The sequence below is a fragment of the Cyanobium sp. BA5m-21 genome, assembly GCF_024346235.1.
Classification (GTDB): domain Bacteria; phylum Cyanobacteriota; class Cyanobacteriia; order PCC-6307; family Cyanobiaceae; genus Cyanobium_A; species Cyanobium_A usitatum.
This window is the reverse complement of sequence record NZ_JAGQCO010000001.1, coordinates 89,488-111,858: the sequence shown is the minus strand read 5'-3', so window position 1 is coordinate 111,858 and position 22,371 is coordinate 89,488. Positions and strand designations below refer to the sequence as shown.

Annotated in this window: 19 protein-coding genes and 1 pseudogene; 15 read left to right on the top strand and 5 right to left on the bottom strand. The window is 59.9% G+C overall.

From position 1 onward, the window contains the following. Positions 1-37 precede the first annotated feature (37 nt). From KBY72_RS00555 to recG, 10 genes are all read left to right on the top strand, one after another. Complete coding sequence (locus KBY72_RS00555; RefSeq protein WP_396121803.1) at positions 38-817, top strand: phycocyanobilin:ferredoxin oxidoreductase; 780 nt, start codon at positions 38-40, stop codon at positions 815-817. Then, the gene (locus KBY72_RS00550; protein ID WP_254959945.1) at positions 814-1,749 is read left to right on the top strand and encodes an HlyD family efflux transporter periplasmic adaptor subunit; all 936 of its coding nucleotides are present in this window, start codon (positions 814-816) and stop codon (positions 1,747-1,749) included. Before KBY72_RS00555 ends, KBY72_RS00550 begins: the two co-directional genes overlap by 4 nt. After that, complete coding sequence (gene devC, locus KBY72_RS00545) at positions 1,749-2,921, top strand: ABC transporter permease DevC (protein WP_254959946.1); 1,173 nt, start codon at positions 1,749-1,751, stop codon at positions 2,919-2,921. The genes KBY72_RS00550 and devC overlap by 1 nt, the downstream gene beginning before the upstream one ends. Next, a complete protein-coding gene (locus KBY72_RS00540; RefSeq protein WP_254959947.1) occupies positions 2,921-3,613 on the top strand; it encodes a DevA family ABC transporter ATP-binding protein in 693 nt (230 codons plus the stop codon). Before devC ends, KBY72_RS00540 begins: the two co-directional genes overlap by 1 nt. A gap of 35 nt (positions 3,614-3,648) precedes the next feature. After that, positions 3,649-3,804, top strand: a complete 156-nt coding sequence (locus KBY72_RS00535; protein ID WP_254959948.1) for a hypothetical protein — start codon at positions 3,649-3,651, stop codon at positions 3,802-3,804. Between the two features lie 76 nt (positions 3,805-3,880). Beyond that, on the top strand, positions 3,881-4,834 hold the full coding sequence (locus tag KBY72_RS00530; protein WP_254959949.1) for a glycosyltransferase family 2 protein: 954 nt from the start codon (positions 3,881-3,883) through the stop codon (positions 4,832-4,834). A 142-nt stretch (positions 4,835-4,976) separates the two neighbouring features. Continuing rightward, on the top strand, positions 4,977-5,690 hold the full coding sequence (gene rpsB, locus KBY72_RS00525; protein WP_254959950.1) for a 30S ribosomal protein S2: 714 nt from the start codon (positions 4,977-4,979) through the stop codon (positions 5,688-5,690). Positions 5,691-5,744: 54 nt separating this feature from the next. Continuing rightward, complete coding sequence (tsf, locus tag KBY72_RS00520) at positions 5,745-6,416, top strand: translation elongation factor Ts (RefSeq protein WP_254959951.1); 672 nt, start codon at positions 5,745-5,747, stop codon at positions 6,414-6,416. Then, entirely contained in the window at positions 6,416-7,546 is a 1,131-nt protein-coding gene (locus KBY72_RS00515) for a hypothetical protein (RefSeq protein ID WP_254959952.1), read from the top strand. Before tsf ends, KBY72_RS00515 begins: the two co-directional genes overlap by 1 nt. Further along, positions 7,495-10,005, top strand: a complete 2,511-nt coding sequence (gene recG, locus KBY72_RS00510) for an ATP-dependent DNA helicase RecG (RefSeq protein ID WP_254959953.1) — start codon at positions 7,495-7,497, stop codon at positions 10,003-10,005. The genes KBY72_RS00515 and recG overlap by 52 nt, the downstream gene beginning before the upstream one ends. 38 nt (positions 10,006-10,043) lie before the next feature. Here recG and KBY72_RS00505 read toward each other — a convergent pair whose 3' ends face one another. Together KBY72_RS00505 and KBY72_RS00500 are read right to left on the bottom strand one after the other, a co-directional pair. After that, entirely contained in the window at positions 10,044-10,739 is a 696-nt protein-coding gene (locus KBY72_RS00505) for a sigma-70 family RNA polymerase sigma factor (RefSeq protein WP_254992924.1), read from the bottom strand. A gap of 110 nt (positions 10,740-10,849) precedes the next feature. Beyond that, a complete protein-coding gene (locus tag KBY72_RS00500) occupies positions 10,850-11,035 on the bottom strand; it encodes a sigma-70 factor domain-containing protein (RefSeq protein WP_254992923.1) in 186 nt (61 codons plus the stop codon). A 118-nt stretch (positions 11,036-11,153) separates the two neighbouring features. Between KBY72_RS00500 and KBY72_RS00495 the strand changes: the two genes are divergently transcribed. Further along, positions 11,154-11,876, top strand: coding sequence for a M15 family metallopeptidase (locus KBY72_RS00495; protein WP_254959954.1), 723 nt, complete (start codon positions 11,154-11,156; stop codon positions 11,874-11,876). Here the strand turns inward: KBY72_RS00495 and KBY72_RS00490 are convergent. Together KBY72_RS00490 and sir are read right to left on the bottom strand one after the other, a co-directional pair. Then, a complete protein-coding gene (locus KBY72_RS00490) occupies positions 11,834-12,181 on the bottom strand; it encodes a hypothetical protein (protein WP_254992922.1) in 348 nt (115 codons plus the stop codon). The genes KBY72_RS00495 and KBY72_RS00490 overlap by 43 nt on opposite strands. Continuing rightward, positions 12,178-13,914, bottom strand: a complete 1,737-nt coding sequence (sir, locus tag KBY72_RS00485) for a sulfite reductase, ferredoxin dependent (protein ID WP_254959956.1) — start codon at positions 13,912-13,914, stop codon at positions 12,178-12,180. The genes KBY72_RS00490 and sir overlap by 4 nt, the downstream gene beginning before the upstream one ends. Before the next feature lie 82 nt (positions 13,915-13,996). Here sir and glyS point away from each other — a divergent pair, with 82 nt between their 5' ends. Both glyS and KBY72_RS00475 read left to right on the top strand, forming a co-directional pair. Continuing rightward, the gene (gene glyS, locus KBY72_RS00480) at positions 13,997-16,162 is read left to right on the top strand and encodes a glycine--tRNA ligase subunit beta (RefSeq protein ID WP_254959957.1); all 2,166 of its coding nucleotides are present in this window, start codon (positions 13,997-13,999) and stop codon (positions 16,160-16,162) included. A gap of 61 nt (positions 16,163-16,223) precedes the next feature. Beyond that, positions 16,224-17,423, top strand: a complete 1,200-nt coding sequence (locus KBY72_RS00475) for a fatty acid desaturase (RefSeq protein WP_254992920.1) — start codon at positions 16,224-16,226, stop codon at positions 17,421-17,423. A 25-nt stretch (positions 17,424-17,448) separates the two neighbouring features. On the opposite strand, the gene chlP is transcribed toward KBY72_RS00475, so the two are convergent. Beyond that, positions 17,449-18,846 (bottom strand): geranylgeranyl reductase, encoded by a 1,398-nt coding sequence (gene chlP, locus KBY72_RS00470; protein ID WP_254959959.1) that lies wholly within the window; start codon positions 18,844-18,846, stop codon positions 17,449-17,451. A gap of 142 nt (positions 18,847-18,988) precedes the next feature. Here chlP and KBY72_RS00465 point away from each other — a divergent pair, with 142 nt between their 5' ends. After that, a complete protein-coding gene (locus tag KBY72_RS00465; RefSeq protein WP_254959960.1) occupies positions 18,989-19,735 on the top strand; it encodes a D-alanyl-D-alanine carboxypeptidase family protein in 747 nt (248 codons plus the stop codon). Continuing rightward, positions 19,735-22,293, top strand: a pseudogene (locus KBY72_RS00460) (U32 family peptidase). Before KBY72_RS00465 ends, KBY72_RS00460 begins: the two are co-directional and overlap by 1 nt. Positions 22,294-22,371: the final 78 nt, after the last annotated feature.

Sequence of the window (22,371 nt, the reverse complement as noted above, 5' to 3'; positions counted from 1 at the left end):
TGGCAGGATCTGCATTCTGCTGGCTGCACCTCCTGTTGTGAGTTCCGCCCCCGCTTCGTCTCAGAGTCCCGACGGTGGCCCCGAGGGCTTTGGCGCCGAAAGCGGCGCGATTCATCCCCTGATGGAGGCCCTAGCGGCGCGGATTCGTACGTTCTGGCAGGGCCTGCCCGAATTGGAAGCGTTTGCGGTTTCTCCCGATCTCGAAGCCATCAGTGGCAGCCTCGATGGCGAATCGCTATTCATACGCAACGAGCTGCGTCGCTGCCTAGGACTGCGCAAGCTGCACCTGGAAACCGCTCGCCTTGGAGCGGGATTGCAGATTTTGCACTGCGTACTCTTCCCGGATCCCCGCTTCAACCTGCCTGTTTTTGGGGCAGACATCGTGGCCGGCCCGGCTGGGGTCTCCGCAGCCATCGTCGACCTCTCGCCAGTTTGCGGCGAGCTACCAATTGGTATCGCCGAAGCTCTTGCTGCCATGCCCCGCATCAGCTTTGAACAGGAACGGGAGCTGCCGGGCTGGGCGTCAATCTTTTCGCCCTACGTTCGCTTCGTGAGACCCACGAGCGACGCTGAGGAGGCCGGGTTTCTCTACGAGGTCAGCGGCTTTCTCGATGTGCTGGCGTCGGCCATGGCCACTAGCGAGGCTCAGGCACCAACCCATCCAGCTACGCTCGCCAGATGGCAGGGTCAGCTCCGGTATTGCAAGCAACAGAAACAAAACGACAAGACTCGCCGGGTGCTGGAGAAGGCCTTCAACCCGGAGTGGGCCGATCGTTACATCGAGGAGTTGTTGTTCGACGATCCGCCAGCACCGTGAAGCGCGCCTTGTTGGGGGTTAACCGGCTGTGGTGGCTCGGCGGAGCGGCCCTGGTGTTGATTTTGGCTGTCGCCCTAGTCCGCCAGCAGCGACCTTCCCCTGTGACTGCACCGGTGGTTGCCGTCACTCCCCGTAATCAGGAGGCGGTGGCAGCGCTTGGCCGGCTGGAGCCGGCTGGTGATGTGCGCTTGCTGGCGGCCCCCATCAGCGGCATCGGCGGTAGCCCCCGTATCTCCGAGCTGTTGGTTGAGGAAGGCGACCGCGTGAGCAGTGGCCAGCTGCTGGCCCGCTTTGACACAGCTCCAACCCTTGTGGCCCAGCAACGGCTAATCGAGGCTCGCCTTCGCAACCTTGACACCAGATTGGCTGTACAAACCCGCGACGTCCGTCGCTACCGCCAGCTGAGTCGTTCCGGAGCCATACCCAGCGGTGAGCTGGACAACCGCGAGACAGACCTGCTCAAGCTTCAAGGGGATCGCAACGAGGCATGGGCTGAACGCGAGAAACTCAAAGCGGAGTTGCTGCTTACCGAACTACGGGCGCCTATGGCAGGCACCGTGCTCAAACTCCATGCCCGAGTTGGAGAGCGCCCTAGTGAAACAGGCGTGCTTGAACTCGGCGCCAGCAACCGCATGCAGGCCTTGGTTGAGGTTTACGAAAGTGACATCGACCGAGTGCGCCTTGGCCAGAGCGTCACTTTGACCAGCGAAAACGGCGGTTATCAAGGCACGCTTACAGGCGAGGTGATTCGGATCAGTCCCCAGGTGCGGCAGCGTTCAGTGCTTTCAACTGATCCCACCGGAGACGCCGATGCCAGGGTTGTGGAGGTGCGGGTGGCCCTAGATCCTGCTGATAGCCAGCGGGTGCGTGATCTGACGGGCTTAAAGGTGATTGCGCGCCTCGCTGCCACCAGGGCGCCTGGGCAGCCCTGATGCTTGGCCGTATCTGGCAGGGCCGCCGCATTCCCCTTGCCTGGCTACTGTTGACTCGCCAGCCCGTGCGCCTGGCTGTCGCCCTGGCTGGCATCGCCTTCGCCGGCATCTTGATGTTTATGCAGCTGGGCTTCAGGGACGGCCTGTTTGATGCCAGCGTCACTATTCACCGCCTCTTTGACACCGACCTGGTGTTAATTAGCCCCCGTTCCAGCAGCTCGGTGAGCATGGCCGGCTTTCCCCGCCGCCGTCTGGTGCAGGCCATGGCAGATCCAGATGTGGAGGGGATTACTCCGGTTCACTGGAATTTGCTGCTTTGGCGCAACCCAGACACCAAGGCAACCCGCTCAATCCTCACCCTGGGCTTTGAACCTGCCGATCCCCTATTCACCGACCCCAGCCTCGCGCCTAAGGCAAAGCTTTTGCAGGATCGGGGCCGAGTGCTGTTTGACGAGCTCTCCAGGCCAGAGTTTGGGCCTGTAGCCGAATGGTTTCGCGGCGGACGCACCGTCGAAAGCGAGATCAATGGCAAAAAAGTAAGGGTGGCCGGTCTGGTGGGGCTCGGCACCTCCTTTGGCGCTGATGGCAATCTGCTCACCAGCCAGGAGACCTATCTCCAGCTACTGCCAAATACTCCTCCAGGCAGCATTGAGGTGGGACTGATCCGCTTGCGAGCTGGGGCCGATGCCGATGAGGTAGTTGAGAGGCTGAAGCGGGATTTACCAGATGACGTCAACGTGCTGACCAAAACAGGTTTTATCGCCTTTGAGCAGAACTACTGGAGATCCAGCACCTCCATCGGTTTCATTTTCACCCTCGGCGCTGCCATGGGTTTCGTGGTGGGCTGCGTAATCGTTTACCAGATTTTGTATTCGGACGTTAGCGATCATTTGCCGGAATACGCCACCTTGATGGCGATGGGCTACCGGCTCCCCACCCTGCTTGGAGTGGTGGCTAGGGAGGGGATGCTCCTGGCAGTGTTCGGCTATCTGCCTGCCTACGCAGCCGGCCAGGGCCTCTATCTACTGGTGCGCAACGCCACCCAGCTACCGGTGTCAATGAATCTGACCCGGGCACTGACAGTGTTCATCATGATTTTGGTGATGTGTATGGGCTCGGCAACCCTGGCAATGCGGCGCCTTGGTGATGCCGACCCCGCGGAGATTTTCTGATGGCAGCGATGGTGCGCCTGGAAGGCTTAAAGCATTCATTTGGCAGTGGCGTCAATCGCCGCCAGGTTCTCCAGGACATCAGCCTTTGCGTTGATCCCGGTGAGGTGGTGCTACTTACCGGCCCCTCCGGCTGCGGCAAAACCACCCTCTTGACCCTGATTGGAGCTCTACGGCAGGTGCAGGAGGGCTCGGTACAGGTGTTTGGCGAAGAGCTCAGGGGAGCAAGTCGCAGCGCCCGGCTCAAGCTGCGCCGCAGGATCGGCATGATCATTCAGGGCCACAACCTGCTCAGGTGCCTTACGGCGGAGCAAAACGTACAGATGGGTGCAGACCTGCTGCAAGGGCTCAGTTATCGAGCCCGTAGGGATAGATCTCGGGAGTGGTTGCGGGCCGTAGGATTGAGTGACCATCTCGGCAAGCTGCCCCACGATCTATCCGGAGGGCAGAAGCAAAGGGTCTCGATCGCCCGAGCTCTAGCCGCCAGGCCCCAGCTCCTACTGGCCGATGAGCCCACCGCATCTCTCGATTCCCGTACCGGGCGAGAGGTGGTCGAGCTGCTTAAGGGGCTAGCCAAGGACCAGGGATGCGGTGTGTTGATGGTGACCCACGACCCTCGGATTCTTGATGTGGCAGACCGTCTGGTGCAGATGGAGGACGGTCAGTTGAGCAAGGGCGCCTTCGCAATTGAGTAGGGTGGAAATTCGCATCTCTCCAACACGCCGCTCGCATGGCTAAGCGCAGGAATCTCAAGAAGGAAAAGCAAGAGCGAAATCGCCTCTACGCGCGCAAATTCAAGAAGCGCAAGCTGCGTAACGACGGTCGCGGTGAAGGCGCCGGCAATGGTGTGACTGGCACAGCCAACAACGGTGGCGCCGCCGACTGATCAGTGCAGCCCATGCATCGTTGAGGGGATCCGGAAGGATCCCCTTTTTGCTGTTTAGACCCTCGCGGCGACCCCGATGTTCCTCAGCGTCGTCATCCCCACCTACAACCGCCTGCCGATCCTGCAGAAGTGCCTGCTGGCCCTAGAGGCCCAGGATCCTTCAGCCTCGATCATGGGCTACGAGGTTGTGCTGGTCGACGATGGCTCAACCGATGCCACCGTTAGCTGGCTGCGGCAGCACAGCCTGCAGCTGCCGCACCTGCGACTGATCGAGCAGAAGCACGGTGGTCCGGCTCAGGGGCGCAATCGAGGTGTGGAGGCAGCCCGTGGCGACGTGGTCGTTTTTATCGACAGCGACCTGGTGGTCACCCCCAGCTTTCTGCGCAGCCACGCTGCAGCCCTAGAGCACGAGTGGCAGCGGCGCGGCAACCGCCGCTGTTTCACCTATGGGGCCGTCATAAACACCGCCAATTTCCAAGATCCCTGCAGCGAACCACACAAGCTTCAGGATCATTCCTTTGCCTATTTCGCCACCGGCAACGTGGCGATCGATCGGCAGCTGCTTGAGCAGGCCGGCCTGTTTGACACGCGCTTCCGTTTGTATGGCTGGGAAGACCTGGAGCTCGGCGAAAGACTGAGGCGGCTAGGAGTTGGGCTGGTGCGCTGCCCGGAGGCCGTTGGCTATCACTGGCATCCGGCCCTGAATTTGGAGCAGATCCCCGATTTGATTCGGGTGGAGCGGGAGCGAGCAAAAATGGGATTGGTCTTCTACCAAAAGCACCCCACCCGGCGGGTGCGGCTGATCATTCAGTTCACTTGGCTGCATCGCCTGCTCTGGGAGACACTCACCCTGGGCGGCCTGCTCAACGAACGCAGCCTGCGGCCCCTGCTGGCCTGGTTGATCCGTCGCGGCCATCCAGGGGTGGCCATGGAGCTGTTGAGAGTGCCGCTCAACCGCCTGGGAGTGCGGGCCCTGTTTGCAGAAGCCAAAGCACTCAAGGTGACAGGTCCAGCCCCTAGCCCTATTTGATAGGGTGCCTAAGTACAAATCACACCGCACACCTGCGTGTTTCGGGTGATCCGAGCAGCAATGCCCGTCGGCCCTTCTGGTCGTATGGGTAGTTCTGGATCCCTGGCAGGTGGAGGCAAACCCGAAACCCCAACCCAAAATTATGGCTGTTGTAACTCTCTCCGAAATGATGGAGGCGGGTGCCCACTTTGGGCATCAAACGCGCCGTTGGAATCCCAAGATGTCGCGCTACATCTACTGCGCGCGCAACGGGGTTCACATCATTGATCTGGTGCAGACCGCCGTCTGCATGAACAACGCCTATAAGTGGACCCGCAGCGCCGCCCGCAGTGGCAAGCGCTTTCTGTTTGTTGGCACCAAGAAGCAGGCTTCTGAAGTGATTGCGATTGAGGCAACCCGTTGCGGCGCCTCCTATGTCAACCAGCGCTGGCTGGGCGGCATGCTCACCAACTGGACCACGATGCGTGCCCGCATCGATCGGCTCAAGGATTTGGAGCGCATGGAAAGTTCGGGAGCCATCGCTATGCGTCCTAAGAAGGAAGCTGCCGTGTTGCGCCGTGAACTCGAGCGCCTGCAGAAGTATCTGGGAGGTTTGAAGAATATGCGCCGCCTGCCCGACGTAGTGGTGCTGGTGGATCAGCGCCGTGAAACCAACGCGGTGCTCGAAGCTCGCAAGCTTGATATTCCCTTGGTGTCCATGCTTGACACCAACTGCGATCCCGACCTCTGCGATGTGCCGATCCCCTGCAACGACGACGCCGTTCGTTCCGTGCAGCTGGTGCTTGGCCGCCTTGCCGATGCCATCAACGAAGGCCGCCACGGAGCTCAAGATCAGGGTCGTGACGACGAGGGCTGACCCCCTTGCCCCTCATCTTCTCACCATTTCGTAACCCCTACCCCATACCAACCCATGGCAGAGATTTCGGCAAAGCTGGTTAAGGAACTGCGCGATAAAACCGGCGCAGGAATGATGGATTGCAAGAAGGCGCTCTCTGAATGTGGCGGTGATGCCACCAAAGCCACTGAATGGCTGCGCCAGAAGGGCATTGCAACCGCTGAGAAAAAGGCCGGACGCACCGCCGCTGAAGGTGCAGTAGGCAGCTACATCCACACCGGCGCTCGTGTGGGCGTGCTAGTTGAGGTGAACTGCGAAACGGACTTCGTTGCCCGTGGCGACGTTTTCCAGGAATTGCTGCGCAATGTGGCCATGCAGATCGCTGCCTGTCCTGGTGTGGAGTACGTAAGCACCGATCAGATTCCGGCTGAGATTTCTGAGCGCGAAAAGTCCATCGAGATGGGTCGTGATGATCTCGAGGGCAAACCAGAGCAGATGAAGGTCAAGATCGTTGAGGGCCGAATTGGCAAGCGCCTCAAGGAACTAGCCCTGCTAGATCAGCCTTTCATCAAAGACAGCGCTGTCACCGTGGCGGAGATGGTGAAGCAGGTGGCCGGCAAGGTGGGCGAAAACATCCAGGTGCGTCGCTTCACCCGCTTCACACTTGGTGAGGGCATTGAGGTGGAGAAATCTGATTTCGCGGCCGAAGTGGCAGCCATGAGCCAGACGGCCTTATCAGCAAGCTAGTGACCCCATTGGAGGCTGCCCATCAGCAGCTTGAGGATCTTGAATCCCAGCTGGGGGCCTCCAACCCCCAGCTCTATCGCCACTTGGCTCTCTATCTCCAGGTGCTCAGAGACGGCCTGTTGAACAGTGTTCAACAGGCTTGTTTTCATGTTGCGACCCAAGTGCATCCTGATCGTTACAGCGATCTGGATGGCAACAAGCGCCGGGTGCTGCATCGGCGCATCCGCAACCTGGTTCAGCGGGCTAGCAGCTTGCTCACAGTTGAGCAAACCGCCCACCTAGCCGCTCAGATAGCCAGCGAACACAACAAGCAACTCAGCCGCCAACGCAGCAGGCTGCTGACGGTCCTGGGAGGGGACGACTCTGAATCAGAGGAGCATGACCAGGCTGAGGAGACTCCAGCAAGGGGATCAATCAACCTTGGAATGGCCCTTCCCATTGGAGCTGACTTCCTCAGCCCCTCCAGCTTCACCCTCCGCCCCCCGGTTGGGCTGGCGGAGCCCAATAGCAATAACCCAAGGGCTGAGATCGAGGAAGCGGACGAGCAACTGGAAGAGGTAGATGGCCAGCAAGATCTTGAGGTGACGATGCGGGCCATGGCGGAAGCCTTCAGCGATTGGTTGGTGGAGCCGTCCAACCGGACTCCTACGCCATGGGACGGAGGGCGCCTACCTTCAGACCCTGCGCTGCTGCTCGCCTGGATCGGCGGCTTTGAGCAGGCTCTCAGCCGCCGCCTGCGCAATCTCTCCCATGCTCTCAACGTTGAGCTAATGCGGCTGGGGATAACCACAACCTTGTTGCCTGTCAGCCTGCTTGATGCTGCTCTTACAGCGCAATTGGAGAGCTTGGAAGCTCCAGCGAATCTGCTGCGCTTGCCCCTGCCCTTCGGCCCGGAGCCTGCAGCCGGTCGCCTTGAAGCTATAGCGGTGCTGCTTCGGCCTGCTGACCTTGAGCATTCCCTGCCCAAATTGCACACCTGTCGTACCCGGATCCAGCAGCACCGGCAGGAGGTGCGCAGAATGGCTCAGCACTATCGCCGTCTCAGGCGGCGGGTTCAGGCATTAGAGGCGGAACAGCTGTGGCTGCAGGACATCAACCCAGCCCAGAGCCTGCCGAGCTGCCCGGACTAGAGGCCTGGCTGCGGGCTCTGCAGCAAGCCCTGCAGGTGGAGGCCGACCGGGGATTTATCGACCTAAAGGGCCGTCAAACCTGCTTCAGCAGCTTTGTGGTGCAGCAATTGCAACTGCGGCCGCAGGATCTGCCTGCCGATGCCCTGCAGCGCTTACTTGATCTTTCAGCTGGTTTTCAGTCCTATGGCGAGTTGCCTCTTGCCAGGCGCCAGAGCCTGGTGCGAACGGCTAGGGAAAGGCTGCATGCCCTACGCCAGGCCCAGCAGCCAGTGCTGGCGGTGGCGCCACCCCGGCTGCGACTGGTATCAAACTCAACAGTCGCCGGCAAGGCCCCCAATTCAGCCAGCCTCAACGCCGATACGCCCCTCTCGGAAGTTCGAGGGGTTGGACCCAAGACCGCTAGCCGTTTAGCCCAGCTCGGCTTACTGCTGGTGCGCGACCTGGTGCACTACTACCCGCGTGACTATCTCGACTACGCCAATCTCGTGCGGATCAACGGGCTCAAACCGGGAACCACCGCCACGATTGTGGCAACGGTCCGCCGCAGCCATGCCTTTGCCAGCCCGCGCAATCCCAATCTTTCGATTCTCGAACTTCACCTAGTCGATTGCACTGGGCGGATCAAGGTGACTCGCTTTTTTGCCGGGCAGCGCTTTTCCAGTCCTGGATGGCTGCAATCCCAGCAACGCCTGTTTCCAGTTGGAGCCACCGTCGCGGTCAGTGGTCTGGTCAAGGAAACCCCCTATGGGCCGGTGTTTCAGGATCCGTTGATGGAGGTTTTGGAGTCGCCCCAGTCACCGGTGCGCTCCGAAACGATCGGCAGGCTCCTGCCTGTCTACGGCCTCACTGAAGGATTGGGTGCAGACCGGCTGCGCCAGGTGGTCGAAGCCGTGATTCCCTTAGTGAGTAGCTGGCCAGATCCCCTGCCTGAGGCCCTGCGCCGCAGCCAGAAGCTGATGGGCCGCTCCGAAGCGCTTACCCAGATCCATGGGCCCAGCGGCCAGGAACAGCTACAGGCAAGCCGTCGCCGCTTGGTTTTTGATGAGTTTTTGCTGCTGCAGTTGGGCCTGGCCCAACGGCGCCGCCAACTGAGCCTGAGACCTGCTCCACCCCTGGCCTTGCCCCCTGGTGGCGAGGGCCTGGTGCAGCAATTTCTAACCATCCTGCCCTTTGGCCTTACCGGTGCCCAGCAACGGGTTCTGGCTGAGATCCGCGCCGATCTGGCCCGCCCCCAGCCCATGGCCCGTTTGGTGCAAGGGGATGTGGGCAGTGGCAAAACCGTTGTTGCCCTGGCGTCCCTACTCACTGCGATCGAGGCGGGCTGCCAGGGGGCCCTGATGGCCCCTACCGAGGTGCTGGCCGAACAGCACTACCGCAAGCTGGCGGAATGGCTGCCCCAGTTGCACGTCACTTCAGCTCTTCTCACTGGCTCCACCCCAGCACCGCGACGGCGCCAGCTGCTGCAGGATCTAGTCAACGGTCAGCTGCAACTGCTGGTGGGTACCCACGCCCTGCTGGAGGACCCAGTGCAGTTCGATCGGCTTGGTTTGGTTGTCGTTGATGAACAGCACCGCTTCGGGGTGCGCCAGCGCAATCGCTTACTGGCCAAAGGGCTGCAGCCCCATCTGCTGACGATGACGGCGACACCAATTCCTCGCACCCTGGCTCTGTCTCTTCATGGCGATCTGGATGTCAGCCAGATCGATGAATTACCCCCGGGACGCCAGCCAATCCGCACCAGCATGATCAAAGGCAGTCAGCGCCAGCGGGGCTATGAGCTGATCCGCGAGCAAGTGGCCCTTGGGCAGCGGGCCTATGTGGTGCTGCCGCTAGTGGAGGAGTCGGAGAAGCTCGAGCTGCGCTCGGCTGTGGAGGTGCACCGCCAGCTAAGTGAGGAGGAGTTTCCGGATTTAGCGGTGGGGCTATTGCATGGCCGGCTAAGCAGCGCTGAGAAGCAGGCTGCCATCGGCGCCTTCGCCAGCGGACAAACCCAGGTGCTTGTAAGCACCACGGTCGTAGAGGTGGGCGTTGATGTGCCGGAGGCCAGCGTGATGGTGATTGAACATGCTGAACGCTTCGGCCTTGCCCAGTTGCACCAGCTGCGGGGTCGAGTGGGGCGGGGAGCTGCCGCCTCCTACTGCCTGTTGATCAACGACAGCAGCAACGTGCTGGCCCGCCAGCGGCTGGAGGTGCTGGTGCGCACCAGCGATGGCTTTGAAATAGCCGAGATGGATCTGCGTCTGCGGGGGCCAGGCCAAGTGCTGGGTACACGCCAGAGCGGCCTGCCTGATTTGGCCCTAGCGAGTCTCACCGAGGATGGAACTGTGCTCGAAGAAGCCCGGGACGTAGCCCGCATGATCACAACTGCTGATCCGGAATTACAGCAGCATCAGGGGTTAGCCCATGCTTTAGCTGAGCAGCGACGCCGCCAGATGGATCAAGCGGCCCGGCTTAACTAACTACAAAAACCCCAAACATGAGGTGGCGTGCTGCCTTACTAGGCGGATAGGTAGTCGGAAACCTGCCCTGATAAATCGCGCATAGAAGCAACAGCTCGACGCTCTAGTCCACGGGAAGTATCACGGCTGATGCCAAGTTCACGGGCAACCGCTGACAAACTCAAAGCCGTCTCCTGGTCGATGACGTAAAGCATCCTAAGTAGTTGGACCTCCTGTTCAGGCAGCTGATCCAGCAACCTACGGATATTAGTCTTGAGACAATCCTCTAGTGCTAGCTGATCAGGTTGCACTCCATCGCAGGCTACTTTATCAAGCAGATTGATGGCTTCCCCTTCGGCTGTGGTGTAATCGCAGCTGAGCGGCTGCACGGCTCGAAACATCAGCTCCTCTACGTCCAGTTCAGACATGCCTGCGGCTGAAGCAAGCTCATGAAGACTGGGCGGACGGCCTAATAGCTGGATTAGCTCACGCTGGCAGCGTTTGAGTTTGCTGAGGGCGGCCGTGATTGGTGCTGGTAGGCGAATCGTGCGGCTCTTGTTCTTGATTGCTTGAGTGATGCCCTCCCGTATCCACCAGTAGGCGTAGGTAGAAAACTTATATCCACGACTAGGATCAAATCTTTCCACGCCTCGCACCAGGCCAATCGTGCCCTCCTGGTTCAGATCTGCAAGCTCAAAGCTGCTGTTGGTGTAGTTCTTGGCGATTGACACCACCAAGCGCAGATTCGCCGACACCATTCTTTCCTTGGCCTGCCTGCCATCTCGGATCCTGGCTTGAAGCTCATCTATTTCCAGATCGGCAGCAACAGCAAACTCTTGGTCATTTGGGGCAACCCCGCCAGCCCTCAGGTGAGCTCCTCGCGAACCTCATCGAGTGCGACCAGTTGTTGAACCTTGCGCCCAAGGGTGATCTCCTGCTCGGCGCTCAACAGCGGCACCCTGCTGATGTCGCGCATGTAGGAGCGCAACAAATCTCGGCCACGGCTGCCATCTAGGGGGTGATCGCCGCTCAAAACGAAGCGAGTGGGCATGGCCGAGGCCTGGGTGATTGTCAGGGTTTCGAAACCTTAAGGGCTGGATACCCTGATCTGCCGGCCACCTCTGGCTTTGCTGCCCAGCTTGAATGGCAAAGCCTGACTGGCAGCTCCTTTGCGCCCCTGGAATTCCATTCCGATTACTGAGGTTGATGAGCCGCTGCAGAAAATCCCAACGGCCTTGCTGCGGCTCGAACCCCATCCCTACGCGGCCCTGGGAGCGCCCTATGGGCCTGATGCATCTCCATTTCGGCTGCGCCAGGGGGTGGTCACCCGGCTGCTGCAAGCCCAGCAGGAGCTGCAGAAGGAGCAGCCTGGCTGGAGCTTGGCGATTTTTGATGCCTGGAGGCCCGTGGCCGTGCAGCGCTTCATGGTGCGCCACTCCCTAGTGGCCGAGTGTGGCCGAATCGGCAGCAACCCCGACCATCCCTCCCCAGAGCGAGATCGGGCAGAGGCTGCCGTGGGCCGCTTCTGGGCCCCTCCCAGCGATGATCCGGCCACCCCACCACCCCACAGCACCGGAGCCGCCGTGGATCTCACCCTTGCTGATGCTGGCGGCCAGGCCCTGGCGATGGGGGGAGAGATCGATGCAATTGGCAGGGTTTCCGAACCCTTATTTCATCAAGCTGCCGCCTTGGCTGATTCCAGCAGCCCTGCCGCTACCTGGCATCAGCGGCGCCAGTTGCTGGGCAGGGTGATGGCTGGGGCAGGATTTGAGCAGCACCCCAACGAGTGGTGGCACTTCAGCTGGGGGGATCAGCTGTGGGCCTGGCGTAGCGGCGCCAGGGAGGCTTTTTATGGACGAGTAGGTGATTCGGCCAGTTCCCGGCTCAGCTGAGCGGCCTGTTCCGGGCTCAGCAACTGGCGGCCTACGCAGCGGCTGAGGGTTTTGGCTGTCATCTCTAGCTGAATCTGGCGTAGGGGTGCCAGCACGGCATCACCCTGGTCAGCAAAGGGCTGCAGTTGCTGCTGAAAGGCGGTTCGAATCCGCTCCGAATCGCAAGTGCTCAGATCGGGGTCGTAGAGCGTTTGGCGTGAGGCAGGTGGTGGTGACTGTTGCCGGCCCTGAGCCAAGAGGGGAGCCCTTATCAAGGACACCTGCAATGTGAATGAGAGGAACAGGGCAAAGCGGGCCCAGCTCATCCAGCCGCTGGTTCTAGCCATTGCTGCACGGTGTCACGGCCACTGTTGACCACAAAATCGCCAAAGCTGCGGCGGCCGCCGGCACTCTGCCAAGCCTTCAGCAGCGGTTCGAGAGTTACTTCTAGATCATCCAGCGGCATTTTCTCTAGGTAGGGCTCCGCTAATCGGCTGAGGTTGGGGGTGCCCCCGAGCCACAACTGATATTGGTCGACCCCACTGCCAACCAGGCCGATCTCAGCCATGTAGGGACGGGCGCAGCCATTGGGGCAGCCGGTTATGCGAACTAGCACCGAGCGGGAAATTTCAAGGCGCTTGAGCTGGGCTTCCAGTCGGTCCAGCACGCTTGGCAGGATGCGCTCAGCTTCCGTAACAGCGAGACCACATAGGGGCAGGGCCGGACAGGCCAGTGCGTGGCGCTGCAGCGGTGCAGGTGCTTCCGGCGCATCCATACCAAGCTCTGCCAAGGCAGCACGGATGGTGGAGCGCTGGGAGGTGCCGATGTTGCAGAGCAGCAGATCCTGGTTGGGGGTGAGTCGCACCTCCAGCTTGTAGGTGTCGACCAGTCGACGTAAACCACTCTTGAACTCACCGGAAAGGCGTCCGCACAGCACCGGCAGGCCCACAAACCAGAGGCCACGGCTCTGGCGATGCCAGCCGAGGTAATCCTCGAGTTTGGTTTTTGGCTCTAGCCGCATCGCCTTGATCGGGTGGGCGAAATAGCGCTCCTGCAGCTCCTGACGAAACCAGTCGACACCGCGGTCGTGGATCAAATACTTCATCCGGGCATGACGCCGTTGCTCCCGGTCGCCGTGGTCCCGCTGGAGGGCCACGATCGCCTGCAGCAGTTCAAGCACGTGCCCATAGGCCACATAGCCGAGGCGGTCCGCTGTACGAGCGAAGGTCTCCTCCTTGTTGTGGGTGCGGCCCATGCCACCACCTACGTAAACGTTGCAGCCGAGGGGGCTGCCTTGGGGGTCACAGAACAGCACCAAGCCGATGTCCTGGGTCAGCAGGTCCACCGAGTTGTCGCCGGGAACGGTGACCGCAACCTTGAATTTTCTTGGCAAGTAGGTGCCGCCATAGAGCGGTTCGGCCGCATCACCGCTGAAGACAGCACCCTCCTGCTGCAGTGCCTTGATTTTGGCTACCGCCGGACTGGGCTTGATCCTGTAGCTGAGCTCACCATCAACCCAGAGGTCGAGGTAGGAACCCTCAGCCGCCTGGGGGGCGAGCAAATCAGCGATGTCGTCGGCAAGCTTGCGGGCTGCCGGGTAAGCCCCCTTTTCAAAGGGTGCTGCCGGGGCCATCACATTGCGGTTGATATCGCCACAGGCAGCCAGGGTCGAGCCCAGCTCGCGCACGATCGTGCCAATTACCTCTTTGAGGTTCTCCTTTCGGACACCATGCATTTGAAATGCCTGGCGAGTGGTGACCCGCAAGCTGCCATTGCCCAGCCGGTCTGCAAGCTCGTCTATCGCCAGAAAGAGAGTCCCAGGTACTCGGCCACCGGGATTGCGCAGCCGGAGCATCATCTGCCAATCCTTCTCCGCGCCCTTGCGTCGGTTTTCGCGGTCGTCCTGCTGGTAACTGCCGTGAAACTTCAGGATCTGGACAGCACCTTCCGTGAAATTGGCGGAGTCGTTGCCGAGCTCCGTCAGCAATGGCTCTTTCAGATGGCCACTGCTGTCCTTGAGCTGCTCAAATTTGGAGGCGGCCGGCTTGACTTCGGGCATCAGGTCCTTTGCACAACGCTCGGCACATCAGTGAAGCTAGCGAACGGCGTTCAATACAGTTGTCTTGTGTTGCCCTGACGCCGTGTCGACTTTTTTGCTCGAAATCGGCACTGAGGAACTTCCGGCCGATTTTGCGCGGCTAGCCCTGCCCCAGCTGGAGCAGCTAGTGCGCCGCGATCTCGCCACCCTGAGGCTTAGTCACGCCGGCATCTACTGCACAAGTACGCCCCGCCGTTTGGTGGTCAGCGTGACTGGGCTGCCGCATCGCCAGCCAGACCTGGAGGAGGAGCGCAAGGGCCCTCCCCAGGCCCAGGCACTCAAGGATGGCCAACCAACTGCAGCAGCCCTTGGCTTTGCGAAACGCTGTGGCGTCGCTCCAGAGGCCCTGGAAATTCGTGACACGCCTAAAGGGCCCTTTTTATTTGCCAGCTGCCTCGAACCAGGGCAGTCCACCACCGATGTGCTGGCAACCCAAGTACCCCTCTGGATTGAGGCCCTGCAGGGACGCCGCTTCATGCGCTGGGGGGAGGGGGAGAGTCGCTTCTCCAGGCCAGTGCGGTGGCTTGTGGCTCTACTCGATGCCGAGCTTGTGCCCGTAAGCCTCATGGGTAGTGATCCGGTAGTGAGGGCGGGCCGGGAGAGCCGGGGCCACCGCCTGCATAAGGCCAGTGTCACCATTCTTAGCGCCGAGGCCCATACCAATTTGCTGGCCGCAGCCGGGGTGGAGGTTGATCGCGATCGCCGTGGAGCTCTGATCCGCAGCGCTGTTGAGGCTGCAGCCTCAACCCACAACGCCGATGCCGATCTGCCCGAGGCGCTCTTCCAGGAACTAATCGACCTGGTCGAATCGCCCAGCTTGCTGGAGGGTCAATTCGATGACCACTACCTAGGCCTGCCAGCCGAGGTGCTCAGCACCGTGATGCGCTCGCACCAACGCTATGTACCTCTGTATTCAAAGGGCCATAACCTTGATCCCCTGGCCCTTGATGCTCGAGCCAGCCTGCTGCCACGCTTTTTGTGCGTCAGCAACGCCCTGCCCGAAGCCGCTGCCAACGTGGCGCGTGGCAACGAGCGGGTGCTGAAGGCTCGTCTGGCCGACGCTGAATTCTTTGTACGGGCTGACCGCAATATCGCCAGTATTGATCGTAGGTCTCAGCTAGGGCGTGTCACCTTCGCTGAGGGCTTGGGCTCCCTGCTAGATCGCACTGAGCGGCTCGAATGGTGCACCGACGTCCTACTTGAGCAGCTCGAGCTCTCCTCTAGTTGTGGCAGCCATGCCCGTCGGGCGGCCCATCTGTGCAAACACGACCTTGTCAGCCAGATGGTGGGTGAATTCCCAGAGCTGCAGGGGGCAATGGGGGGCAAATACCTGGTGGCAGAGGGAGAGCCCTATCAGGTAGGCCTAGCTGTGCTGGAGCACTACTTACCGCGTGGTGCGGGCGACGCCCTACCAAGCTCCGATGCGGGAGCTGTTGTCGCCTTGGCTGAGCGCCTGGAGTTGCTCTTAAGCATTTACGCCAAGGGCGAACGTCCTAGCGGCTCCTCCGATCCCTACGCCCTACGCCGTGCAGGCCAAGGCCTGCTGCAGATTTTGTGGAAGAAGGGCTGGCGCCTGGATCTGCTCGCCCTGTTGCAGCGCTCATGTCAGCACTGGGCTGAGCTGCTGCCCCACTACACCATTGATGCGGAGGGATTAACCACTGAGCTCGCCGACTTTCTGCGCCAGCGACTGGTGAGCCTGCTTGAGGAAGGTGGGATGGATATCGACCTAGTACAAGCGGTGTCTGGGCAAACGGGAGATCAAGGACGGGTGCTTTCCGATCCAGAGGATGCACGCCAACGTGTTGAACTGCTTATGGAGCTGCGCAGCTCGGGTCAGTTGGCAGCGGTGCAGGCGGTAGTTACCCGTGCTGCGCGGCTCGCAAACCAGGCCGATCTGCCGTACAGCGACCTCAGTGCCGTGGCAGTAGTCGATCCTGGCCTATTTGAAAAAAGCAGTGAGGCAGCCATGTTGGCGGTGCTCAACAAGCTTGAGCCCTTCGCCACCAGTAGCGCCAACGATCGCTACCGCAACCTGGCTAGCGGACTTTCGGCTGGCGCCCCAGCCCTGGCGGCCTTCTTTGATGGCGAGCAGAGCGTGATGGTGATGGCCGAAGATGGAGCGGTACGCAAAAACCGTCTCCATTTGCTGGGGGTGCTGCGCAATCAAGCTGCCGTATTGGCTGACTTCAGTCGCATCATGGGATGAGATTCCCGTAGAGTGTTGGCATGTTATTGAACAAAATGCCTGTCCAAATTGAGGGTAATTAGTGAGTTTACTTCCTTCGCAACAGGCCCAATCGCCACAGGCCCAATTGCAACAGACACCTTCACCACAGGCCCCGCCGGCGATTTCCCCCCGCCGCCGAGATTTTCAGCTCGAGGCCTTTCGCCTAGGCGATAACCGTATCGCCAGCTGGCAGCTAATCAATACCCTCCTGCCGACAGCCCTGCTTTGGGTATCCGTGCCCACGCTCGCTGCCGCCGGGCCTGCTCTACGACTACTGCTGCTGCCAGTGCTGCTGCTACTAGTCCTCTTTTCGGCGCGCTCATTCGCGCTAATGCACGATTGTGGCCACGAATCTCTCTTCAAAACTCGCTGGTTAAACAGGCCCGTTGGTTTTCTCCTGGGTTGCTTAAATGCGATCCCCCAACATCCCTGGTCCCGCGGCCACGCTTTTCACCATAAACATAACGGCAACTGGGATCGCTACCGAGGCCCATCTGCGTTGTTGACCCTTAGCGACTACCTGGCCCTATCACCACGCCAACGTTGGTTTTATGGACTTAGCCGCCACCCTCTGATGCTTTTTCCAGGTGGTTGCTACTACCTACTGGTTCGGCCAAGGCTTGAGCTTGTGCTCGGTGTAGCTGAATGGCTGACATCTATGGCATCCCATATAGGCCATAAGGGGCTAGCTGGCCTTGCCGAGCTGCCAGAGCTGAGCCGTAATTTTCGCTCCAGCCATTGGTACACATCGGCTGAGTGCATAGATCTTTTTGCTAATAATCTAGTGGTGCTCACTAGTTGGTGGCTGATGGGATCCTGGCTTGGCCATAGCCTGTTTTGGAGCTGCTATTTTCTTGTAATGACTTTATCGGCAGCATTATTTCTCTGCATCTTTTTCGTTCAACACAATTTTGCAGATTCCTATGCCAGCAGCGACGAAGGCTGGGACTATCAGCGCGGCGCCCTAGAAGGTAGTAGTAACTTGGAAATGCCAGCAATACTTAACTGGTTTTGGGCAGATATCTCCTTCCACAGCATTCATCACCTCTGCGAAAGAATTCCTAATTACCGCCTGCGGGCCTGCCACGAAGCCAATTCAGCGTTATTGATCGATTCTCCGAAATTAAGTCTCAAAGACTTCCCCAGCAGCTTTAGGTACGTTCTGTGGAATTCAGAGGCAAAAAAATTGCTCACATTGGCAGAAGCCAATATGAGCGCTGGAGATACCAAAATCAAGTAGCAGCTAGCCAACTAGCTGTAGAGAATCAATCCTTTCCGGCCAGGGCCGGTTCGCGATCCTGTTCAGGCTCTGCGCTGTCTGCAGTGATGGTTTCAGTTTTGCGAGATTTAACACCCACTTTAATACCACCTTTGATGGTGCTAACCGCCAGCATGGCATTAACTTCAGCTTCGCCTCGCACAGCGCTATCCACCGGCTTGTAGCCCTGGGGAGCGAGAGCATTGCCCCTAAGTACCGAACCTAGGGTAAGCAGGGTCAGCTTCAACTGCTGCCACGGATTCATCATTACCACCCGCTTGTAGAGGTAACTGTCGAAGGTTAGTCGCTGCACGTCCTTGTCGTCGCACATTTCGACAAATGCTTCACGAGCTGCATCGTTTCGGTAGAAAATATTTTGAAGAATCTCAAGCACTTTGTAGGTGGCGCCGTATTGGCGATCCCATTTCTTCAGATACTTTTTGAGATCTGCCTCCGTAGGAACCTTGGCACCACCGGCACTAGATTCAACAATCTGTTCGGCGCACATACGGCCGCTTTTGGCTGCAAAATAAATGCCCTCGCCAGAGCTCTTGGTGACATAGCCAGCAGCATCGCCAACTAGAGCCATGCGGCCAACCACCCGACGGGGACGGGGATGTTCTGGGATCGGATGGGCTTCGACTTTGATTACTTCGCCGTTAACCAGCCGCTTTTTGGCCCGTTCGCGGATGCCTTCCTGAAGTCCCTTGATCAGCCCTTGGTTTTGTTGCATGGTTCCAGTACCAACCGCCACGTGGTCGTACTTGGGAAACACCCAGGCATAAAAGTCAGGAGATACATCAGTACCCACATACATCTCTGCCAGGTTTTCGTAGTACTTCATCTCCTCGGCAGGCAGCCTGATGCGCTCCTGGAAGGCAATGGCTACGTTGTAGTCGCCGGCATCCATAGCCTTGGCAACTCGACTGTTGGCTCCATCAGCCCCCACAATCAAATCAACTTCAAGAGTCTTGGTTTCTCCAGTTGCTTCTCCAGCACCATAATCAGAGTAAGTGAGAGTATAGGGGCCCTGTCGTTTGGCACCCGTATCAATTTTGGTAACCAAGCCGTTCACAAGCTGGGCACCTAGTTCGGCAGCTCGGTTGCGGAGAAAGGCGTCCATAACCTCCCTGCGGCACATGCCAATATACTCATTCTCATTTTCTAAATTAATATCTACCTCCCTATTTGAGGGGGAGATCATCTTCATGTTGCGCACCTTGCGGTCGATGATCGACTCAGGCAAGTCGAATTCCTCAACCATGCAAAGAGGAATGGCCCCGCCACATGGCTTGGCGTTGTCGAGCTTGCGCTCAAAAATCCAAGTTTGAATACCGGCCTTGGCAAGCTCCTCAGCCGCACAGGATCCACTGGGGCCGCCACCCACAACCGCGACTCGCAACATCAAAAAAACGCTCCGCCAATATGGATGCTGCTGGGAAGCTAACACCGATAACCGGTCAGGTGGTGGGCAATCCGACCTCCCCGCCTAGGATCTTCATTGCTTGTGTTTAGGAAGATTGATCGGTGCCAGGCAGGGAACCCGCGTGACGCATCGCAATTCCCGCAGGCCAGGCCAACCCCTAGCCCTGGGTGACATTCCTGTCGCCCGCCGCACCAGCCCGCCTTCAGCCAAGGCCAACCGCTGGCTACTAGGGGTCAGCGTGGGCACAGGTTCGCTTTTGATAGTCCTTGCCTTAGTTGTGGTTTGGCGCCCAGGGCCGCTGCAACGCCTATTGGCCCCACCGCCAGTAAGGGGACTAGACGCGCGCACAGGCCTTGATGGGCGCCTGCTGGGCCATTTCCCCTACGGCGAGCTGGCCGCCTACAAACGTGTGGCGATTGCCCCTGGGCTAAGCCTGCATCGAGACGCTGCAGCAGCTCTTCTGGCGATGCAGCGTGATGCAGCCAGCAGCGGGGTCGAGCTAGTGGTGCTGAGCGCCTTCCGATCTCATACGCTTCAAAAAGAGCTCTTTTTTGAAGTGAAATCGGATCGCAACCAGAGCGCTCGAGAAAGGGCCATGGTTAGCGCCCCGCCAGGGTTTTCTGAGCACAGCACCGGCTTCGCCATCGATCTCGGCGATGCCCTGGCACCAGCCACCAACCTCTCACCAAGCTTCGACCAAACCGCAGCCTATGCCTGGGTGCAGGCCAATGCCGCTCGCTATCACTTCACCCTCTCCTTCCCCCGGGGTAATTCCCAGGGGGTGAGCTACGAGCCCTGGCATTGGCGATTCGAGGGCAGCGCCGAGGCCCTGCAGTTGTTTGAGCCCGCCCAGCGGTTGGCGCGCTGATGACTGTTCCGGAACTTCTGGCCCCTGCGGGTAATTGGCAGGCCCTGCGCGCCGCGGTAGCAAATGGCGCCGACGCTGTTTATTTCGGTGTGGAGACATTCAACGCCCGCATGCGGGCCGCCAATTTTGACCAGGAGGAATTGCCAGAACTCATGCACTGGCTGCATCGGCGGGGTGTGAAGGGTTTTCTCACTGTCAATGTGCTCGTTTTCAGCGATGAGCTGGTTGAGGCGGCAAGCTTGATCAGGGCTGCGGCTGCGGCCCATGTCGATGCCCTAATTGTTCAGGACGTTGGCCTGGCCCGGCTGGCGCGCAGGCTGGCGCCCAAACTGGCTGTGCACGGATCCACTCAGATGTCGATCACCAGCGCCGCAGGGGTCGCCATGGCCGCAGAGCTTGGTTGTGCCCGGGTCGTGCTTGCACGGGAGCTGACTCTCACCGACCTAGGCCGCTTGCAAAGTCAGCTGCAACAGCGCCAGTTGGCCATTCCCCTGGAAGTGTTTGTGCATGGTGCACTGTGCGTTGCCTATTCGGGCCAGTGCCTCACCAGCGAAGCCCTGGGCCAGCGCAGTGCAAACCGGGGCGAGTGTGCCCAGGCTTGCCGCTTGCCATACCAGCTGATTGTTGACGGCGAAGAACGCGATCTTCAAGACCAATGATATCTGCTCTCACCCATGGATCTATCAGCCTGGGAGCTTTTGCCCCAGCTCGAGCAGATCGGCATCGCCAGCCTCAAGATCGAGGGGCGTCTTAAGGACGCCACCTACGTGGCAGCCGTTACCGATGCCTACCGGCAAGGACTCGATCGTTTAGCCGAGGGCCTACCCAGCGCGCCCCAGTCAGCTGAGCAGAAGCGCTCCCTGGAGTTGAGCTTCTCGCGGGGGCTTTCCACAGGGTGGTTGGGGGGCCTCGACCACCAGGCGCTCGTGCACGGCCGCTGGAGCAAAAAGCGTGGCCCGCAGATTGGGGTATTCGCGCGCGTGAGTGCCGACGGCTGGTGGATCATCCAGACGAAGGCGGATCTGAAACCAGGCGATGGTCTTGTGTTTGAGGCCGCTGGATATGGTCCACTCGAGCCACCAGCCGAAATTGGCGGCCGGCTGATGGCTGTGCAGCAGCGCCCGATGGGCCGGCTGGCCGTACGGCTCGGCCCTGGCCGGATCGAAGCCGGCGGGCTGTCAGCGGGTAGCCCCTGCTGGCTTACCAGCGATCCCGCCCTTGAAGGTCAATGGCAGCGCATGGCTGGCCAGGCAACTCCGGAATGCAGCCGAGGCTTGCGGCTTCGCCTGCAAGGACGGCTTGGCGAGCCCTTGGTGCTGCGGGTTGAGTGGGCGGAGGGTCTCGATCCAGCAGCAACTGCGCAAATAAAGCTGCTCTCCGCCTCGGCCCTGCAGGCAGCCAGCGAGCAAGCCCTAGACACCTCCAGACTTCAAACCCAGCTGGGGCGCCTTGGCGGCACCTGCTGGAAGTTTGAGCGGCTTGAGCCTGCTCTCGAGGGAGCCCTTTTTCTGCCGATAGCCCAGCTCAACAAGTTGCGCCGCGAGCTAGTTGAGGCGCTTGCCGCAATTGAGCCGGGACATAGCGGCTCGCAGGCCCCCCTTGCAGGGGACACAACCGATTTCACCGAGTTACTGCAGGTTCTTTCAATCCCTGCCCACGCTTCGCCCCAATCTGGGCCTGGTTCGAGCACGGCTGTGAATTCGGAGCCGCAGTTGGTTGTGCTGGTGCGCAGCCTTGAGCAATTGAAGGCCCTGCGGGATTAACCAGTTGCGTCAGTTATTGCTGACCTAGATCAGCCGGCCGAGCTGCGCGAGGCCGTGGCAATCGGCCGTGGCTGCTGGCCTGGAGGCATCTGGCTGGCTGGCGCTCGGATCACACGGACTGATGAGCGCTGGACCCTGGAGCCCCTGGTGCGGGCGGCCCCCGATGGCTACCTGGTGCGCAATGCCGACCAGCTCGAGGTGCTCACACCCCTTGCTCCCTACTGTGGCGATTTTTCTTTAAATGTCGCCAATCCACTGTCGGCCGCGTGGTTTCTGGACCATTGGAAGCTGCAGCGAATCACCGCCAGCTACGACCTTGACCTCAAGCAGATGCTGGCCCTGGTGCGGGTCTGCCCCCCCGGCCAGGTTGAGGTAACGGCCCACCAGCACATGCCCCTGTTCCACATGGAGCACTGCCTCTTTTGCGCCTTCCTATCCGACGGACACGACCACACCGACTGCGGCCGCCCTTGCGAAAAGCACACGGTGCTTCTGCGTGATCGCAGCGGCAGTGAGCACTTTCTGCGGGCTGGTCTTGGCTGCCGTAACACCTTGTTTAATGGCCAAGCTCAGACAGCTGCTGAGGCCCTGCCCAAGTTGATGCGTGCTGGGGTGAGGCAGTTCCGAATTGAGTTGCTGCAGGAATCAGCGTCCGAGAGCCAGCATCGGGTGCAGCAATATTCAGCGGCCCTGCGTGGTGAGATCAGCGTACGAAGCCTCTGGCAGCAGGAACAGTTGGACAGCCGTCTTGGCGTGACCCGGGGCAGCCTCAAAAGCGGTAGGGGTGTGGGATAGAGTTGGACCATGGCTTCAAGTCTGCGTAAACGTTCCATCAAACGTTCCGTCTACATAAACTTAAAGTCAACAGATTCC

Bases quoted from the DNA above. Each gene is read 5' to 3' on its own strand.
- tsf (WP_254959951.1), top strand. From the start codon at position 5,745: ATGGCAGAGATTTCGGCAAAGCTGGTTAAGGAACTGCGCGATAAAACC.
- chlP (WP_254959959.1), bottom strand. From the start codon at position 18,846: ATGTTGCGAGTCGCGGTTGTGGGTGGCGGCCCCAGTGGATCCTGTGCG.
- devC (WP_254959946.1), top strand. From the start codon at position 1,749: ATGCTTGGCCGTATCTGGCAGGGCCGCCGCATTCCCCTTGCCTGGCTA.
- KBY72_RS00535 (WP_254959948.1), top strand. From the start codon at position 3,649: ATGGCTAAGCGCAGGAATCTCAAGAAGGAAAAGCAAGAGCGAAATCGC.
- rpsB (WP_254959950.1), top strand. From the start codon at position 4,977: ATGGCTGTTGTAACTCTCTCCGAAATGATGGAGGCGGGTGCCCACTTT.
- KBY72_RS00490 (WP_254992922.1), bottom strand. From the start codon at position 12,181: ATGAGCTGGGCCCGCTTTGCCCTGTTCCTCTCATTCACATTGCAGGTG.
- KBY72_RS00530 (WP_254959949.1), top strand. From the start codon at position 3,881: ATGTTCCTCAGCGTCGTCATCCCCACCTACAACCGCCTGCCGATCCTG.
- KBY72_RS00540 (WP_254959947.1), top strand. From the start codon at position 2,921: ATGGCAGCGATGGTGCGCCTGGAAGGCTTAAAGCATTCATTTGGCAGT.
- KBY72_RS00500 (WP_254992923.1), bottom strand. From the start codon at position 11,035: ATGCCCACTCGCTTCGTTTTGAGCGGCGATCACCCCCTAGATGGCAGC.
- sir (WP_254959956.1), bottom strand. From the start codon at position 13,914: ATGCCCGAAGTCAAGCCGGCCGCCTCCAAATTTGAGCAGCTCAAGGAC.